The sequence below is a fragment of the Azospirillum sp. UENF 111221 genome (genome assembly GCF_058780625.1).
In genome coordinates, this window is sequence record NZ_JBSNCH010000001.1 from 1,012,428 (window position 1) to 1,031,329 (window position 18,902).

The 18,902-nt window shown below is 64.4% G+C and carries 12 protein-coding genes; 3 read left to right on the plus strand and 9 right to left on the minus strand.

What is annotated here, in order from left to right; translation table 11 throughout:
• Window positions 1–13 precede the first annotated feature (13 nt).
• From fdhF to ACWPN3_RS04545, 7 genes are all read right to left on the minus strand, one after another.
• On the minus strand, window positions 14–2,869 hold the full coding sequence (gene fdhF, locus ACWPN3_RS04515) for a formate dehydrogenase subunit alpha (RefSeq protein WP_492242413.1): 2,856 nt from the start codon (window positions 2,867–2,869) through the stop codon (window positions 14–16).
• Between the two features lie 24 nt (window positions 2,870–2,893).
• Entirely contained in the window at window positions 2,894–4,474 is a 1,581-nt protein-coding gene (locus ACWPN3_RS04520) for a formate dehydrogenase beta subunit (protein ID WP_492242412.1), read from the minus strand.
• Complete coding sequence (locus ACWPN3_RS04525) at window positions 4,471–5,007, minus strand: formate dehydrogenase subunit gamma (protein WP_109446472.1); 537 nt, start codon at window positions 5,005–5,007, stop codon at window positions 4,471–4,473. The genes ACWPN3_RS04520 and ACWPN3_RS04525 overlap by 4 nt, the downstream gene beginning before the upstream one ends.
• 188 nt (window positions 5,008–5,195) lie before the next feature.
• The gene (locus ACWPN3_RS04530; RefSeq protein WP_492242411.1) at window positions 5,196–6,146 is read right to left on the minus strand and encodes a LysR family transcriptional regulator; all 951 of its coding nucleotides are present in this window, start codon (window positions 6,144–6,146) and stop codon (window positions 5,196–5,198) included.
• A gap of 15 nt (window positions 6,147–6,161) precedes the next feature.
• Entirely contained in the window at window positions 6,162–7,055 is an 894-nt protein-coding gene (locus tag ACWPN3_RS04535; protein ID WP_492242410.1) for an SMP-30/gluconolactonase/LRE family protein, read from the minus strand.
• A 174-nt stretch (window positions 7,056–7,229) separates the two neighbouring features.
• Entirely contained in the window at window positions 7,230–7,952 is a 723-nt protein-coding gene (locus tag ACWPN3_RS04540; RefSeq protein WP_492242409.1) for a hypothetical protein, read from the minus strand.
• A gap of 532 nt (window positions 7,953–8,484) precedes the next feature.
• Window positions 8,485–9,387 (minus strand): transposase, encoded by a 903-nt coding sequence (locus ACWPN3_RS04545; RefSeq protein ID WP_492242408.1) that lies wholly within the window; start codon window positions 9,385–9,387, stop codon window positions 8,485–8,487.
• Between the two features lie 763 nt (window positions 9,388–10,150).
• Between ACWPN3_RS04545 and ACWPN3_RS04550 the strand changes: the two genes are divergently transcribed.
• Window positions 10,151–10,528 (plus strand): hypothetical protein, encoded by a 378-nt coding sequence (locus ACWPN3_RS04550; protein ID WP_492242407.1) that lies wholly within the window; start codon window positions 10,151–10,153, stop codon window positions 10,526–10,528.
• A 591-nt stretch (window positions 10,529–11,119) separates the two neighbouring features.
• On the opposite strand, the gene ACWPN3_RS04555 is transcribed toward ACWPN3_RS04550, so the two are convergent.
• The gene (locus tag ACWPN3_RS04555) at window positions 11,120–12,211 is read right to left on the minus strand and encodes a hypothetical protein (protein WP_492242406.1); all 1,092 of its coding nucleotides are present in this window, start codon (window positions 12,209–12,211) and stop codon (window positions 11,120–11,122) included.
• Between the two features lie 299 nt (window positions 12,212–12,510).
• Window positions 12,511–15,693, minus strand: coding sequence for a response regulator (locus ACWPN3_RS04560; RefSeq protein ID WP_492261120.1), 3,183 nt, complete (start codon window positions 15,691–15,693; stop codon window positions 12,511–12,513).
• A 258-nt stretch (window positions 15,694–15,951) separates the two neighbouring features.
• On the opposite strand from ACWPN3_RS04560, the gene ACWPN3_RS04565 reads away from it, so the two are divergent.
• Together ACWPN3_RS04565 and ACWPN3_RS04570 are read left to right on the plus strand one after the other, a co-directional pair.
• The gene (locus tag ACWPN3_RS04565; protein WP_492242403.1) at window positions 15,952–17,988 is read left to right on the plus strand and encodes an ATP-binding response regulator; all 2,037 of its coding nucleotides are present in this window, start codon (window positions 15,952–15,954) and stop codon (window positions 17,986–17,988) included.
• Between the two features lie 142 nt (window positions 17,989–18,130).
• A complete protein-coding gene (locus tag ACWPN3_RS04570; protein WP_492242402.1) occupies window positions 18,131–18,772 on the plus strand; it encodes a UCP032817 domain-containing protein in 642 nt (213 codons plus the stop codon).
• Window positions 18,773–18,902 lie beyond the last annotated feature (130 nt).

The following is an 18,902-nucleotide window of genomic DNA, read 5'->3' on the forward strand; positions in this document are numbered from 1 at the left end:
ACTCCTCAGGCCGTCACTCGGCGGCGATCACGTTGGCGGCGGCGATGCGCTTGCGCTCGACGTCGTTCTTCGCGTAGTCAACCTGCCAGTCCGACGGTTGGTTGCTGCGGGCGACCTGCACCGCCGTCACCTTGTATTCGGGGCAGTTGGTCGCCCAGTCCGAATTCTCGGTGGTGATGACGTTGGCCCCGGTCACCGGGTGGTGGAAGGTGGTGTAGACGACGCCGGCCGGCATGCGGTCGGAGATGACGGCGCGGAGCGTCGTCGCCCCCATGCGGCTGGCAAGCGACACCATGTCGCCCTCCTTGACGCCCCGGATCTCGGCGTCCACCGGGTTGATCTCCAGCACGTCCTCCGGATGCCAGGCCACGTTGGCGGTGCGGCGGGTCTGGGCACCGACATTGTAGTGGGCGAGGATGCGGCCGGTGGTCAGCACCAGCGGGTACATCCGCGTGGTCCGCTCGTCGGTCGGCACATATTCGGTGATCACGAAGCGGCCGAGACCGCGGGCAAAGCTCTCCTCGTGCATGATCGCCATGCCGGTGTCGTCGTCCTCGAAGCCGGTGCAGGGCCACTGGACGCTGCCGACGCGGTCGAGCTTCTCAAAGCTGACGCCGCGGAAGGTCGGGGTCAGACGGGCGATCTCGTCCATGATCTCGGACGTGGTCTCGTAGTGCATCGGATAGCCCATCGCCGTCGCCAGCGCACAGGCGACCCAATGCTCGTCCCGGCCGACCTTCGACGGCATCGCCTTGCGGACGCGGTTGATGCGACGTTCGGCGTTGGTGAAGGTGCCGTCCTTCTCCAGGAAGGAGGTGCCGGGGAAGAAGACGTGGGCGAAGGCCGCCGTCTCGTTCAGGAACAGGTCCTGGACGATGACGATGTCCAGCGATTCCAGCGCCGAGGTGACGTGGTTGGTGTTGGGGTCGGACTGGACGATGTCCTCGCCCTGCACGAACAGGCCGCGGAAACTGCCGTCATGCGCGCTGTCGAACATGTTGGGGATGCGCAGGCCGGGTTCCGGATCCAGCGTGACGCCCCAGGCGGTCTCGAACTCCTGGCGGACAACATCGTCCGACACATGGCGGTAGCCCGGCAGCTCGTGCGGGAAGGAGCCCATGTCGCACGAGCCCTGCACGTTGTTCTGGCCGCGCAGCGGGTTCACGCCGACGCCCTCGCGGCCGATGTTGCCGGTCGCCATCGCGAGGTTGGCGATCGCCATCACCGTGCTGGAGCCCTGGCTGTGCTCGGTCACGCCGAGGCCGTAATAGATCGCGGCGTTGCCGCCGGTGGCGTAGAGACGGGCGGCGGCGCGGACCTGATCGGCCGGGACGCCGGTACGCGATTCCAGGTACTCCGGCGAGTTGCGGTGCTCGGCGATGAACGCCTCCCACTTCGCGAACTCCTTGGGATCGCAGCGCCCCTCGACGAAGGAGCGGTTGACCAGCCCTTCGGTGACGATGACATGGGCGATGGCGTTCACCACGGCGACGTTGGTGCCGGGCTGGAGCTGGAGATGGTATTCGGCCTGGACGTGCGGGCTGCGCACCAGATCGATGCGGCGCGGATCGACGACGATCAGCTTGGCCCCGGCGCGCAGGCGCTTCTTCATGCGCGAGCCGAACACCGGGTGACCGTCGGTCGGGTTGGCGCCGATGACCAGGATGACGTCGGACTTGTCGACGCTCTTGAAATCCTGGGTGCCGGCTGAGGTGCCGAAGGTCTGCGACAGGCCGTAGCCGGTCGGCGAATGGCAGACTCGGGCGCAGGTGTCGATGTTGTTGGTGCCGAAGGCGGCCCGGATCATCTTCTGGACGACATAGACCTCCTCGTTGGTGCAGCGCGACGAGGTGATGCCGCCGATGGAGCCGCGGCCGTACTTGGCCTGCACCGCCTTCAGCCGCTCGGCGGCATAGGCGACCGCCTCCTCCCACGACACTTCACGCCACGGGTCGGTGATCTTCTCGCGCACCATGGGCTTCATGATGCGGTCCTTGTGGGTGGCATAGCCCCAGGCGAAGCGGCCCTTGACGCAGGAATGGCCCTCATTGGCGCCGCCGTCCTTCCATGGCGTCATGCGAACCACCGTGGTGCCCTGCAGTTCGGCCTTGAAGGAGCAGCCGACGCCGCAATAGGCGCAGGTGGTGATGACGCTATGCTCGGGCTGGCCGTGCTCGATGATCGACTTCTCGGTCAGGGTCGCGGTCGGGCAAGCCTGGACGCAGGCGCCGCAGGACACGCACTCGCTGTCCATAAAGCTCTCGTTGGCGCCCGGCGACACCGAGGAGGCGAAGCCGCGTCCGTCGATGGTCAGCGCGAAGGTGCCTTGGGTCTCCTGGCAGGCACGGACACAGCGCGAGCAGACGATGCACTTGGAAGCGTCGAAGGTGAAGTACGGGTTGCTTTCGTCCTTCGCGGCGGCACGGTGGTTTTCGCCTTCGAAACCGTACCGGACGTTGCGCAAGCCCACGGCACCGGCCATGTCCTGCAACTCGCAGTCACCATTGGCCGCACAGGTCAGGCAGTCCAGCGGGTGGTCGGAGATGTACAGCTCCATCACGCCGCGGCGCAGCTTGGCCAGCTTGTCGGTCTGGGTATAAACCTTCATGCCGGGGGCGACGGGGGTGGTGCAGGAGGCCGGGGTGCCGCGGCGCCCCTCGATCTCCACCGCGCAGAGGCGGCAGGAGCCGAAGGGCTCCAGGCTGTCGGTCGCGCACAGCTTGGGCACGGTGATACCGGCGTCCATCGCGGCGCGCATCACGGACGTGCCGTCGGGAACGGTGATGCTGCGGCCGTCGATCTCCAGCGTCACCAGGGTCTCGGAGACGCGGGCCGGGGTGCCGTAGTCGGTCTCGTGGATGAGGGTCATCTCGGGTGCTCCTGGGGTCGCTCGTTATTCGGCGGCGATGTGGGTGACGCGGACGGCGTGCTGCTTCTTGCGGAAGTCTTCCGGGAAGTGCTTCACGGCGCTGCGCACCGGATAGGGCGTCATGCCGCCCATGGCGCAAAGCGAGCCGTCCACCATCACGTCGCAGAGGTCGGCGAGCAGGTCCAAGTTCGCATCGACGTTCTTGCCGGCTATGATCTTGTCCAGCGTCTCCATCCCGCGGGTCGAGCCGATGCGGCAGGGGGTGCACTTGCCGCAGGATTCGGCGACGCAGAACTCCATGGCGAAGCGGGCCTGCTGGGCCATGTCGACGCTGTCGTCGAAGACGACGATGCCGCCATGCCCGACCATCGCCTCCTGCGCCGCGAAGGCTTCGTAATCCTTGGGCAGGTCGAACTGCGAGGGCGGCAGATAGGCGCCCAGCGGACCGCCGACCTGCACCGCGCGGATCGGCCGGCCGGTGATGGTGCCGCCGCCGAAGTCGTAGAGCAGCTCGTGCAGGGTGATGCCGAAGGCCTTCTCGACGATGCCGCCGTTCTTGATGTTGCCGGCGAGCTGGAAGGGCAGCGTGCCGCGCGACCGGCCGACGCCGAAGTCGCGGTAATACTCGCCGCCCTTGTCGAGGATGATCGGCACCGAGCAGAGCGACAGCACGTTGTTGACCACGGTCGGCTTGCCGAACAGGCCTTCCAGCGCCGGCAGCGGCGGCTTGGCGCGCACCATGCCGCGCTTGCCCTCCAGGCTTTCCAGCATCGCGGTCTCTTCGCCGCAGATGTAGGCGCCGGCGCCGACGCGGACGTCGAGATGGAAGGTGCGGTTGGTGCCGTGGATGTTGTCGCCGAGCCAGCCCTCGTCATAGGCCAGCTTGATGGCATGGCGCAGGGTCGCCGTGGCGTGCGGGTATTCCGAGCGCATGTAGACGTAGCCGGAGGTGGCCCCCACCGCGATGGCGGCGATGGTCATGCCCTCGATCAGGCAGAAGGGGTCGCCTTCGATGATCATGCGGTCGGCGAAGGTGCCGCTGTCGCCCTCGTCGGCATTGCAGCAGACGAACTTCTCGTCCGCCGGGGCCTGCATCACCGTGTTCCACTTGATGCCGGTGGGGAAGCCGGCGCCGCCGCGGCCGCGCAGGCCGCTGTCGGTCACCGCCTTGACGATCTCCGCCTGGGACATCGCCAGCGCGTTCTCCAGCCCGCGGAAGCCGCCATGGGCGCGGTAGTCCTCGACTGACAGCGGATCGATGATGCCGCAGCGCGCGAAGGTCAGCCGCTCCTGCTTCTTGAAATAGGGGATTTCCTCGGTCAGGCCGTGGCCCAGCGCATGCTCCCCACCGGTCAGGAAGCCGGCGTCGAACAGGCCGGGCACGTCGGCCGGGGTGACCGGGCCGTAGGCGACGCGGCCTTCCGGGGTCTCCACCTCGACCAGCGGCTCCAGATAGAGCATGCCGCGCGAGCCGTTGCGGACGATGCGCAGCGGCAGGTCGCGCCTGGTGGCCTCGGCCCGGATGGCGGCGGCAACCGCATCGGCGCCGACCGACAGGGCGGCAGAGTCGCGCGGGACGAAGACGGTGATCAGATGGCCGCTCATTGGGCGTGCCCCTTGTGGGAGTGGCTGAGAGCGCGGGGGATCTGGTTGTGGGCGTGCGGGTTGGTCCGCGTCTCGGCCGCCAGCTCGTCGAAGCGGTCGGGGGAGACCCGGCCGTGCAGGTTCTCGTCGATCATGACGGCGGGCGACAGGGCGCAGTTGCCCAGGCAGAAGACCGGTTCCAGCGTGAAGGCGCCGTCGGCGGTGGTGCCGTGGAAATCGACCTGAAGGCGCGACTTGATGTGGTCGACCAGCGCGTTGGCGCCCATCGACTGGCAGGCCTCGGCCCGGCAGACCTTGATGGTGTGGCGGCCGGGCTTTTCGCGGCGGAATTCGTGATAGAAGGAGACCACGCCATGCACATCGGCGCGCGAGAGGTTCAGCGCCGTCGCCAGCAGGGGGATGGCTTCCTCGTCGATGTAGCCGAACTCTTCCTGCAGGGCGTGGAGGATCGGCAGCAGGGCGCCGCGCAGATGCCGATTGTCTTCGACAATCGTCATGGCGCGCTCAGCGCTCCACGGATGGCAAGCGTTCACGGGTATCCCTCCTTGCGATCGTCCGCGCCGCTCTTGGGGTCGGCGTCGTTCTGGCTTGGCTCTGTTGGCTTTTTCCGGACGTCTCTCGTCGCCCGGCACCGTCAGAGTGGCGGAGGATACGGTATACCAGCAAATTGTATTTTCTGATGGCGTGATAGCTTTTGACTATCAAGCGCCGCGACGACCGTTCAGCGGAGCGCCAGCCGCCAGGGGATCATGGCGTCGGCGACGCCGATGGCGACGCGCTGGGCGATGTCGGCGTCGGCGGCTGCCACCGCCAGCGCCTTGGCGAGCGGCGGCGGCGGGTCGCGGTCGGCATAGGCGAGGCCGACGACGTGGCTCAGCTCCGGATCGACCAGCGGCAGGGCGACGATGTCGGGATGCGGCGGCACGAAGGTCAGCAGCTGGCCCGGCACGATGCTGGCGCAGGTGCCGGCGCGGACGATGGTGTAGAGGGTGACGATGGAGTTGGTCTCCATCGCCGCCTCCACCGTCCGCCCGGTCATGCGGAAGGCGGTGTCGGCGATGCGGCGGTTCTGCATGTCGGGGGTGAGCAGGCAGAGCCGCAAGGCCGCCGCCTTCTCCCACGGCACCGCCCCTTGCGCGATCAGCTCCTCCGCCAGATCGTCGCGGCGGGCCAGCAGGTGATAGCGCTCGGTGTAGAGCGGCAGGGTGCGGACGTTGTTCAGCGGCTCGTTGTCGAGATAGGTGATGGCGGCGTCCAGTTCGAACTCGTCGAGCCCGCGCTGGATCTCGCGCGAGCTGAGCGACACGACGCTGGAGCGGATGTGCGGAAAGCGGGTGGTGAAGGGCGTCAGCACATGCGGAACCACCGGCAAGGCGGTGGGGATGGCGCCGAGCCGCAGATGGCCGGTGACGCCCTGGGCCAGCGCCAGCAGCTCGTGGCGCAGGCTGTCGCGCTCGCCGACGATGCGGCGGGCGTATTCCAGCACCTTCAGCCCCTCCGGCGTGAAGCCCTCGAACTTCTGGCCGCGCTCGACGATGGGGACCTGAAGCTCCTCCTCCAGCTGGCGGATGGCGTTGGAGAGGGTCGGCTGCGAGACGTGGCAGCTTTCCGCCGCGCGGCCGAAATGCTTTTCGCGCGCCAGGGCCAGCAGATAGACGAACTTGCGGAACATCGCCCCTCCCCTGGCTCAAGCCGCCGGGTCGAAGGGCGGGACCGGCAGGCCCGGCACATCGACCGTCATGGCGAACAGCCCGCCCGACTGCGGCAGCCGCTCCAGCTCGTCGGCCGGGCGGCCGGCGCTGGCGGTGGTGACGTAGAGCGTGCGCAGGTCGGGACCGCCGAAGGCCACCATGGTCGGGCAGCGCGCCGGCAGCGGATGTTCCGACAGCAGCACCCCCTCCGGCGAGAAGCGCGCGACCCGCCCGCCCTCGTACAGCGCCGACCAATAGCAGCCGTCGGCATCCACCGCCGCCCCGTCCGGCCGGCCGCGGTCGCCGTCCTTCGGCTCCAGCCGGACAAAGACCTCGCCGTCCGAGATCGCCCCGGTCGCCGGATCGTAGCGGTAGCGGCGCACGGTGAAGGTCGGCGTGTCGGCATGGTAGAGCGTCCGCCCGTCCGGGCTGAAGGCCAGCCCGTTGGAGGTCAGCAGCCCGCCGGCCAGCACCGCCAGCCCGCGGCGGTCGTAGCGGTAGAGATGCGCCTTGCCGCCGGCCTTCGGCTCGTCCAGCGTGCCGGCCAGATAGCGGCCGGCGGGATCGGTCTTGCCGTCGTTGAAGCGGCTGGCGCCCTGGTCCTCCGGATTGGCGGCGAGACAGGTCACCGGCCGCCCCTCCCCGTCCAGCTGCCACAGGCCGGAGCGCAGGCCGGCGATGAAGCCGCCGCCCTTGCGCGGGGCGACGCAGCCGATCTCCTCCGGCAGGGCCATGGCGCGGTTGCTCCCCGTCGCCGGATCGAAGCGGTTCAGCGCCTTGCCCTTGATGTCGACCCAATAGAGCGCCTGCTCCTCCACCGACCAGACCGGCCCCTCCCCCAGCCTGGCACGGGCATCGAGCACGCAGGTGAAGGCGGGGCTGGCGGTCATCGCAGGATCCTCGGGAGTCGAACGGACCCGCAGGGTCGGACAGTTCGGCCGCGTGATCAAGTGCCCTGGCAAGCGCCCTGCCGGGACCGGTCCCGCGTCCGGCGGAGGATGGAACGGCGTGGAACAGGATCCGGCGGATGTTCCATCGTCCGGCCGCCCCCTGCCGGCCGCCCCCTACCGCTGCCAGGAGAAGGCGCCGACGCCGCGGCGGCTGACCGGGCCGGGGTTGAGGTTGGGGTACTCCTCGTACTGGTTGAGGGTGTAGGGGAAGACGCCCTTCGGCCCGGCGGCCTCCGGCTGGGCGACGACGGCGGCGACCAGGGCCGGGCTGGGCGGATGGCGCTCGCGGAGGGCGCCGGGGATGTCGTCGTCGTCCAGTTCGGGGACGATGACGGCGGGCGGATCCTCGGGTTTCGGGGCCGGCCTGGGGGCGGGCGGCTCGGCGGAGTGCTGGGCGGATTTCTGGGCGGCTTGCGGGGCCTGCCGCTTGGCCGCGGGCAGGTCGAGGCCGGCGAATAGGCCGAGCCGCTCGGCCAGCCAGCGCACGGTGGCGGGATCGCCGGCGGAGACCAGCCGCTCGATCTGCTCGGCCACCAGCACCCGCAGCGAGGACAGCCGCAGTTCGGCCTCGCGGTTCAGCGCCTGCCGCTCCCACCACACCCTGTGACGGAAATCCTGGGAGCCGTAATAGGCGCGCCAGAGTGTCGTCCGGCTGCACCCCATGGCACGGGAGACCTGAAGGAAGCTGTTGCCGCGCGCCAGCATGCCGGCGGCCATGATCCATTGCTCCTCATGGAACTGCGAACCGGGAACCAGCGAGCCTTCGGACGGGGTCGGCGGCTCCTCGGCCCAGCGGGGGAAGTTGTCGGTGGTGAAGCTGCGGCTGTCGAGGGGCATGGCGTGGCTCCGCGAATGAGGGGGCATTGCGGAGAGGGTATAGGATTTTGGTCCTGATATGGGGAGGTTTTGGGAAAAGTGGGGAGGCGGACAGAGTAGGAGTGAGCTCAGAGCCAAAGTTGATACAAGAATTAAGATACCTTACGCCATTTATAATATAAATTGCGAGTTTTACAAGTTTCTCAAATCTTACAAGAGAGATTTATCAATATAAAATTTTGAATATCTGAAAAAATGTTTAATATTATTTTTTGATATGCGCTGGGCGTCTAAGATATTATAAAAATATATCTTCCAGTCTTAGCCTATGTACTTTTTGCTGATCAAAAGTCAAGCTACCAACTGCATCACTGCTAACCAGCTGCTCGACCGGATGCCTATCACCGCCTCCTGAACGACGACGAGGGCTAAGACAGTACTACTGCGCTGAGCAGTCGAAGGGATGTTCGGATGGACGATCTTCTGGAGGCGGCTGGTACACAATTATGAAGTGCGCATTGATGTCTTAGAGCGCCTTGCTCTGTCGAAAGCCTCATGCGGAAATACCAAGGAGAACAAGGCGGTTGACGTTGTAGACGACGCCTCTGAGCAATGCTTGAGACCGTTGCATGAGGTCGGTGCGGGCGGATAGGGCCTCACCCCACCTCCGCTTCGCAACCGACATGGCGGTTTCGACCTTCCAGCGCTGCCGGTAAGCGCGCTTGCTGGCAGCATCCCCTGGGTCATTGAGCAGTCGGTGCATCTCCTGCCGGTATGGGGTGGTTGCGATGACCTTGATCGAGCGCCGCTTCTTCGCCGGGATGAGGGAATGGACGCCCAACGTCTCGCGGCAGAAGCGGTGATTGGCCTCACTGTCGTACCCAGCGTCCGCGATCACCTCGTCGAAGGCCATCACCGCAGAGGCGTCCGTCGCCAGCGGGACCAGATCGGGGAAATCGCCCGCTGGTCCGGGACGAACACGTTGCGCCAAAAGCATTTGCGGGCCTACCCACATAGCCAACGCCCACTTCAGCCATCCACGCTGACCGCGCTCGCGTTTGGCCCGCCACTCGAAATACCGTGAGGTATGGCTGAGCCAGAGCCCTGTGCTGTCCAGGGCAACTTGGCACCGCTGGCCATCGCGTTTGACCCGGCGCACGGTCTCCGCCAAAGCCGACGCCACCAGTTCGGCGCTGAGCCAGCGGCGAGCGAACCACCAGAAGGTGGAGTGGTCGGGGACGCTCAGGAAGCCGAACAGGCGGCGAAGTTGGCCTGAGATCCGCAGCAGGTCCTCCAAGCCGCGATAGTTCAGGCGGAGATGCTCCTTCACGAGCAGAGCGGCAAACAGGCTGGAAGGCCGATAGGTCGGGCGGGCGTACTTGCTCAGAAGTACGGGAAGCGCGCGGCGCGCCACAGCATGGGCCAGCCGCGCAAAGCACAGCAGATGATTTTCCATGATACCCGGCAGATGGGCATCACTCCGTCAGACCGCGAGGCATTCGACAGAGCAAGGCAGCATGATGCATGCTCGCTATGGCGAACCGGCCATTCTGACCAGTCCACCATTGAGCCGATCAAAAACGAGCTTTGACGGTATGCCGCCACCCGCTTGAAGGGATTGCTTTGGCAATGCATTCTGATATAGGATGTTCCAGATAGATTAAAAACGACCTTTTCTTCTAATATTTGTCAGTTTCCATGACGGAGGTTTCATTTGTCTCTTTCCAGTATTCCTCATCCAGTTCTTTATTCAACAATGACACTTGTAGCATACAATATCAACCTTAGGTATTATGGAGGACTACATTACATGTGGTGTACGCCATACTTTAATTCTGAATTTCAATCTCCACATTATTCCGTCCCCCCGAGTTCTTCTCCATTCGAAATATACAAGCAAATAAAAGAAGAGATAATCGGATCGGACCAACATGGAGTCAAAATTAAAGCAAACAGAATTGGAATAAAAAAAGGCGCGAATGCGATGCATGCCCGCGGCATGATCTCTTCAACCCAACTCAATGAGATAGAAATTATTGCACGAAAGGCTGATAAAATCCAATTTCGACCATTGCTATGTGTTATACCAAGGCTTTCTGCAATTCCGCATTACCAGCCAGTTGCTATCGGAGCAAAAGCCAATCCTCTCTCTCACGAGTACATCGTAGCAGACCTTCCACAATCAGCATTCGACCTCATTAGCATAGGATAGATAAGCAATGGACCTGATATCTAAGCTTGTGTCGCAGAATAACCGAAAAGACTCTTTGGATGCGATTTATTACGTAATAAGATTTATCAAACAAGCCAACGAATTGGAGAAAAATCCAAAAGATATATTTGCTGACGATTATAGGAGCACGCCGTCAGAAAAGGCGAAAAGTCTTGCTATTTTGATAATAGAGATCATTGAAAGTAAATTTGGTAGAAAGCCAAAAGACTTTGATGATAAAATGTTTATTGAAGCAATGAATTTCTTGTCGCAAATTGAAAATGGCCTAGATGCTGAATTTAGTGAAGAAGAGGAAGACGCCGCAGACTCTATGATAAAATCGATATTTGTTCCGGAAGTAAAAAAGGGAGATATTCCGAAATAATATCGATTGACTTAAGGTCATAATGAAAATTATTATCAATCTTCTCATGTCTATTTTCTAAAAATCTTTTCTTCGTAACCTTAGAGCCCATTTGGAACAGGGTTAATGCTAAGAGCAGCTTGCTCCGTCGAAAGTTTCGCGCTCTGACGGTTTGATACCCATCTGCTGGGTATGATAGAAAATCATCTGCTGTACTTTGCGCGGTTGACCCATGCACTGGCGCGCCGCGCGCTCCCCCCATCCCTCTGAGCAAGTACGTCCCTCCAGCCTGTTCGCCGCTCTTCTCGTGAAGGAGCATCTTCCGCTCGATTAATGTCATCGCAACTACCCCATACCGACATGAGATGCACCGCCTGCTCAATGACTCAAGGGATGCTCCCAGCAAGCGGGCTTACCGGCCAGTGCTGGAAATTCGCAACCGTCATGTCCGTTGCGAAGCGGAGGTAGGGCGAGGCACTATACGCCCACACCAACCTCACGCAACAGTTTCAATCATTGCTCAGAGGCGTCGTCTACAATGTCAACCGTCTTATTCTGCTTGGCATTTCCGCATGAGGCTTTCGACAGAGCAAGACACTCTTACTTAACACCCTACTTCTGGAACTTCTGCACTAAGCTTGCGAGTTGCTCCATGCCATCAAAGGTGCCTGGAACAGCCATCGGATCAGGTGTAATGCCACTGAAAATAAGAGATTCAAACTTCTCCAGCTTTTCCTTCGGCACATCCTTTGCGAATTTCGCATATTCTTCGATGAATGCGCAAACGCTGTAGCGCAGTTCCAACTGAAGAATCTGCGCTTTCAAACTTAACTGATTCTTTAGAATGATGCGGAAGAAGTAAATCAATATCATTTCTAGTGGGATTAAGACAGGAAGCCCAAGAAACAACTTATTTTTCATTGGATCTACGCCTGCATTTGCGTCGGTCCAAATTAAATACGAAACATATATTGATACGACCAAAGGAATAAGAACGAAAATTGCCATGGAAATAAGCCAAATACGCGCCCAAATAGACTCTTTCTTTTTCCCATCAATTAATTCTTTAAAAGCTTTTGCAAGACCAAAAAAATTATATTGACTTGTCATTTTCTCCACAGAATCTCTATATCCTTTTAGCTTTTCATCCCAGTTATTAATCACGCTTGCCCATTGATTTGATTTTTGCTCATAGTCTCTATTTAAAACGTCAACTTTCAAAACGACCTCTGTTAGCTCTTGCAACTTCTTATTGTTAACAAATTCTAGAAAATCTTTCTGAAAACCAAATACCCATAGAGGCATTTGATCTCTTTCCATTTTGCTATGATCTATATTATCGCTTAGTATAAATTCCAGAACCGGATACTCCGATGATGTTTCCCACTCACCTGTCGCCAAGGTTTTTTCATAAATCAGGTGAAAAATTGCTACAATTAGTCTTGAAGAGAGATCTTCCGGACTTTCTCTATCTCCTGGTCTTGCGCTTTCCAACCTACTGATGCAGGTACGAATCATCTTAATGTTATAGTCCAGTGTCAAAACACTGCTTTCAATATACTCCTGCTCATTATGAAGCATGTACTTGATGGCGTTGCGCGATAAAGTCAAACGAGTCTTAACTATATCTGTAAAATTTTCCTCCGAATTCAGGATTTCACCAGAGGCAAATTTACGAATATTCTCATCCGCGCTAATAATCATTTCCATTATCCTTGTGTGGCAACCGCTCAAATGCATGATTGCTAAAATTCATTTTAGCTTTCCGCAAGCAAAAACTTTTTGCATATACCCGACATGCACTTCAAGCATTAATGCTTGCGATTTTTCGCTTACCACAATCTACATTTCAAAATTTAGAAGCGATCTAGGCCATGCCGTATCGTCTAACCCTTAGACCATGACCACCTCTGCTTCCTTGCCCAACTATGAATACGGCATTACTCACTCCTCCAGTAGTTTGCTCTGTCAAAGTTGATAGCAAACGTTATGGTCTCCGCCCCCTACCCCATCGCCCCCACTGCCCGCCGCGAAGCCACGCACCGCGCAACCTCGCTCAGCAGTTGGGCGCGGTCGATGGGCTTCGGCACGTGGCAGTCCATGCCGGCCTCGTAGCAGCGGGCGATGTCGTCGGGGAAGGTGTTGGCGGTCAGGGCGACAATGGCGACGCGGGACTCCGGACCCGGCATGGCGCGGATCAGGCGCGTCGCCTCCAGACCGTCCATCACCGGCATGTTGATGTCCATCAGGATGGCGTCGAAGGGCTCGCCCCCATCCTCCCCCATGGCCGCCCGCGCCACCGCCTCCACCGCCTGGGCGCCGTCCTCCACCGCCGCGACGCTGTGGCCGGCCTGCTTCAGCAGCGTGACGGCCAGCAGGCGGTTCATCTCCACATCCTCCACCACAAGGACGCGCAAGCCCCCGCCCGCAGCGGCCGGCAGGGCAGCAGCGGGACGGGGGGCGGGCGGCTCGGCCTCGGCCGGCGGCGGAGAGGACGGTTCGGCGGCGGGGGCCGGGGCGGGGAGCGGTTCCGGGATCGGGGGCTGGCTCGGGATCGGGCCGGGGCCTGGGCCGGGGCTTGGGTTGGCGTCGGGGTTTTGGCCGGTACCGGGAGGCGGGGGGGAGGCCGGCGGGCGCAGGCGGTCGAGATGGCCGCGCAGCTCCGCCGCGTCATAGGGCTTGGCGATCAGGTCGTAGCCGCCCATCGCCACGTCGTCGGCAACCACCGCATGGGCGGCGAAGCCCGACGCCAGCAGGACCGGCAGGTCGGGGCGCAGGCGGCGCGCCTCGCGCGCCAGTTCCGCCCCGTTCATGCCCGGCGGCATCACGATGTCGCTGAACAGCAGGTCCAGCGGCTCCGGCCCGCGCAGAACCACCAGCGCCTCGCCGGCACCGGAGGCCGCAATCACCCGGTGGCCCCAGCTGCGCAGCAGGGCGCTGCCGGTCTCGCGGATGTTGTGGTCGTCGTCCACCATCAGGATCGACAGGCCGGGACGGCCCCCCACGGACTGGGCCGACGGATGGGCCGCTGGGGCGGCGGCGGTTTCGCCGCCCGTCTCCCCGGCGACGCGCTCGGGCGGGAAATGGATGGTGACGGTGGTGCCCTGCCCCACCCGGCTCGCCAGGGTCAGCACGCCGCCATGCAGCTCCACCAGCCGGCGGGTCAGCGGCAGGCCCAGGCCGGCGCCCTCGGTCTGGCGGTTCTCCGGGGTGGCGACGCGGGCGTAGGCCAGCAGGACGCGGTCCAGATCCTGCTCGGGGATGCCGACGCCGTTGTCGCGCACCTCCAGCAGCAGGCCGCCGTCAGGCGCCGGATCGGCGGTCAGCGACACCGACCCGCCGGACGGCGTGTATTTCACCGCGTTGGACAGCAGGTTCAGCAGGATCTGGCGGATGCGCCGCTCGTCGCCGCGCAAGTGGCGGGCGGCGGGGGCGACCCGCGCCGACAGGGCGATGCCGGCGCGGGCGGCGCGCGGGGTCAGCAGGCGGACGGCGAAGGTTGCGGCGGCGTCGAGATCGACCGGCTCGTCGTCGAGGATCAACTGGCCGGATTCGGCGCGGACATGGTCCAGGATCTCGTTGATCAGCTCCAGCAGATGCTGGCCGCTGTCGCGGATGTTGACGGCGAAGTCGCGGTAATGGGCGGTGCCGACCGGCCCCTCCGACTCCCGCGCGATCAGGTCGGCGAAGCCGATGACGGCGTTCATTGGCGTGCGCAGCTCGTGGCTCAGGCTCGCCAGGAATTCGGACTTGCTGCGGCTCGCCGCCTCCGCCGCGTGGCGGGCGTCCTGAAGCTCCGCCTCCATGAATTTGCGGGCGGTGACGTCGCGCTCGACGCTGACATACTCCTGCGGGGCGCCCCAATCGTCGGTGACCAGCCGCACCGCCGCCTCCATCCACACCCAGCGGCCGTCGGCATGGCGCAGCCGGTAGGTGGTCTTCAGGGTCGGGCGGTCCGGCGTCAGGCGGGACAGGCCGGCGGACAGCGCGGCGCGGTCGTCGGGGTGCACCCGCTCCACCAGCGGGCGGCCGACCAGCTCGGCCGGCGGGCAGCCCAGGCTGTCGCGCGTCGCCTCCGAACAGAAGCGGCGCACCCCGTCCAGCCCGATGCGGCCGATGATGTCGGTGACGCCGCGCGCCAGCAGGCGGTAGCGCGCCTCGCTGGCGCGGATCGCGCGTTCGGCCTCGTGCCGGCGGGTGATGTCGCGGGCGCCGACCGACAGCAGGGCGATGGCGCCGCTCTCGTCGCGGATCGGCACCTGCGACACCTCCCACCAGCGGGTGACGCCATTGTGGGTGTGCTGCTCCTCGAAGCGGGTGGGGGCGTCGGCATCGATGCAGGATTGCAGGTCGGCCATCGCCTTGGCGGCGAGGTCGGGCGGCAGCAGGGCGTCGAGCGGCTTGCCGCGCGCCGTGGCCAGCCGCTCGCCCATCGCGCGGGCGGCGGCCTCGTTGGCGCAGTGCAGGGTGAAGCTGCCGCCGGGGTTGACCCGCAGCACGACATGGATGTCGGCGGAGCTGTCGAAGACGGCGCGGAACAGGGCGGCGCTCTCGGCCAGCATGGCCTCGTCGGCGACGCGCCGGTGCTCGCGCGCCAGCATGGTGCCGAGCAGGCCGATGCCGAGCGCGGTGAAGGCGATCAGCGGCAGCGCCGCCTCCTCCATCACCCGCATGGCGAGGTCGAAATCGGGCAGCAGCAGGACGGCCGGCAGGCTCAGCGGTGCGAGCGCCAGACCGAACAGCGCCAGGAGGCCGAAGCCGAAGGCGCCCTTGCCGCTTCTGGGGCCGCTTCCGGGGCCGGCGGCGCGCCGCTCCATCGGGCGGGCCAGCAGCGGGGCGGCGAGCGCGGTCAGGGCCAGCCCGGCAAGCCCGGTCGCCGCCCCCACCCCGCCCAGCCACAGCCGCACCGCCGCGGCGATGGCGGCCGACAGCAGCGCCGCCGGCCAGCCGCCGAACAGGCCGGCCAGACCGATCATCGCGTTGCGCAGGTCGACCAGCACCCCGTCGGCCACCGGGTAGGCGTCCAGCATGGAGAGGACGGCGGCCACGCCGAACAGCAGGCCGGAATAGGCCGCGAAGGCGCCGCGCCGGGTGCCGAACCGCCGCAGGACATGGCGATAGGCAAGCAGGACCAGCGCCAGCAGGCCGACGCCATGCGCAAGGGCGATGATGATGCCCGTTCCCATTGCTCCGCTCCCCGGCGGCTACGCCAACGGCTACCCCGCTCCCAATCGAATGCGTCGAAACCCGGCGGGAATTTTTACACGCGCAACTTAACAAGAAGAAGAAACGATTCGAAACAGTCATACTGCCTTTTTTCCTACTACTACGGATGACAGCCGCATGAACCGCTGGCATTGACGTCGCTGTCGTGTTTGGCGTCCGATTCGGCTAGAATGCCGCCGCGCGTCGTTCGTGCTCGTCGTGTTTTCGTGGGCTTCGGCATGTTCTTGAAGATCTTCTCGCGGAGCCTGGTTGCCCGGTCCACCGCATCGGCGGTGGTGCTGGTGTCGGTGCTGGTCGCCGTGCCGATGGTCGTGCTGATCCAGTCCGACGTGCGCAACACCCGGGCCGAGCTGGCCATCCGCGCCGAGATGGCGACCCGCATCGTGCTGGACGACGTGACGAACGCGCTGTGGGACCTCGACCCGGAGGAGGCGCTGACGGCGCTGAGCCCGCTGCGCTCGATCGACAGCTTCGCCGAGGCGGTGATCCTGGGCACCCATGGCGAGCGCTTCGCCATCTACCGCAAGCCGGGCTCGCCCGTGCTGGCCGATGCGGCAGCCAATCCCGCCGCCGCCGCCACCGCCGCCGCCACTGCCGCCGCCGTGCCGCTGACCCGGCAGGACCGCACCGGCGGATCGCGCACCATCGGCACGCTGCTGGTCCGGCTCGACACCGGGCCGACCGACGCGGCCATCCGCCACCATGTGCTGGTGCTGGGCGGCATCGGCGCCGTCACGCTGCTGCTGGTGGTGCTGGGCGTGATCTGGGCGACGCGCGGGGTGACGCTGCCGATCGCCGGCATGACCCGCGCCATGGCCGACCTGGCCGCCGGCGACGTGACGGTGACGGTGCCGGTGCGCCACCGCGACGACGAGATCGGCCGCATGGCCAAGGCGCTCGACACCTTCCGCCAGAACGCCATCGATTTGCACATCGCCAAGGAGCGGGCCGAGCAGGCGGTGGCGTCGAAGGCGAAGTTCATGGCCGCCGCCAGCCACGACCTGCGCCAGCCGGCCCAGTCGCTGCTGATGCTGACCGCCATGCTGCGCGCCACCGCCCCCAACCCCAAGGTGGCGGAATCGGCGCGCAAGATCGAACAGGTGGTGATGACGCTGAAGCAGCTGCTGGACGAGCTGCTGGAGGTGTCGCGGCTCGATGCCGGCGGCGTCACCGCCAACATTGCGGTGCACGAGGTCGCCGACCTGTTCGACGCGCTGGACTCGCAATATGGCCCGGTCGCCCGCAACAAGGGGCTGGCCTTCTGGGTGCCCCAGTACCGCGCCCCGGTGCTGACCGACCGGGTGCTGCTGCTGCGCCTGCTGGGCAACCTGATCGACAACGCGATCCGCTACACGGCCAGCGGGCAGGTGCAGGTCGCCTGCCTGGAGTCCGGCGCCAGCCTGATCGTCGAGGTGCGCGACACCGGCATCGGCATTCCCGAAGACCGGCTGGACGCCATCTGGGAGGAGTTCCACCAGATCGGCAACCCGGAGCGCAACCGCGACAACGGCATCGGACTCGGCCTGTCGATCGTCCGCCGGCTGGCCGGCGTGCTGGATCACCCGGTCAAGGTCCGCTCCACGCCGGGCAAGGGCTCGGTCTTCTCGGTCACCCTGCCGCTGGCGCCGGTGGAACAGGCCCTGGAGCCCGCCCTGGAGCCCGCCCTGGAGCCTGCCCGCGAGCCGCTGCGGCGGGCCGAAGGTCCGATTGTCCCCGCCCCTGCCTCTGCCCCCGCCCCTGCCCCTGCTGCCGCCCCGGTGGCCGCCCCGGTGGCCGTCGCCGGGCTGGCGACGCTGGCCGACGCACCGGCGAAGAGCGGCGAGATCGCCATCCTGGTGATCGACGACGACCAGTTCGTGCTGTCCGCGGTGTCGATGTTCCTCAACACCGCCGGCCATCGCGTCGTCGGCGCCTCCAGCGTCGCCCAGGGGCTGCGTGCGGTCGAAGGCGGCGATTTCCGGCCCGATGCGGTGATCGCCGACTATCACCTGTCCGCCACCGAGAACGGCCTGGATTTCATCGGCACCCTCTGGCAGCGGCTCGGGCTCAGGATCCCGGCGGTGCTGATCTCCGGCCGGCTCGACGGCGCCGTCACCGCCCGCGCGGCGGAGATGGGCGTCATCGTCGCCGCCAAGCCGATCATGCCGGATCGCCTGTCGGCCCTGGTGGAACAGATGACGGCGGCCCGGCCGGCAGCAGTATCGGTATCGGGGGGAGCCGGCATCGCCGCTCCGCATAAGACTCCGACGATTTGAGGTCCCCGTCCCCCACCCTGGGGCTTAGGACCAAAAATGATCTCACATACAGGTTTATGCTGTGTCACAACATCCGAGCGGTACTCTCGGATATTTCCGCCCCCCATCCGAGGGTGAACCGAAAGCAGCTTCGGAGGATCCCATGCGCGGCGCCAGCAAGACCGACATCATTCGTGCCCATGACATCGTCGCCGGCTTCGATTTCGGCTATGTCGTCGACCGCGCGGTCGCCGCGGGCATGTCGCGCCGCACGTCCGAGATCGCGCTGGCCCAGTTGAAGACCTTCCTGCTGGCCTGCGCCGAGCATCCCGACCGCGACATCGTTCCGCAATCGGCCGCCTGCGACGACCTGTGGCACGAGTTCATCGTCGCCGACACCCGCGCCTATTTCCGCTTCTGCGAGGCGGTCTATGGCGAGTATCTCCATCACAACGGGGTGACCGTGCCGGCCGGACGCATGGAGGCTGCCCGCAGCGACAGCGCCAGCCTGCTCACCGGCGCCGATTGCCTGCGGGAGGCCGCGCAAGCCGACTGTCTGCGCGAAGCCAAGAGTGCGGATTGCCTGCGCGAAGCCGCGCAGGCCGACTGTCTGCGGGAAGCCAAGAGCGCCGACTGCCTGCGGGAAGCGAAGGGAGCGGATTGTCTGCGCGAGGCCGCGCAGGCCGACTGCCTGCGAGAGGCGAAGCAGGCCGACTGCCTGCGTGAAGCAAAGCCGGCCGACTGCCTGCGCGAGGCGAAGCCCGCGGATTGCCTGCGCGAAGCACGGCCGCAGGGCGCCGCCTGACGTTCCCGTCCCTGTAAGAACGGAAAAGCCCCTGTCCGCATCCGGACAGGGGCTTTTTTCATGCGGTCGCCCTGCCCTCCTCCGCCTCAGCCGAAGTTCAGGCCGCCGAACGGCGTGATGAAATTGTCGC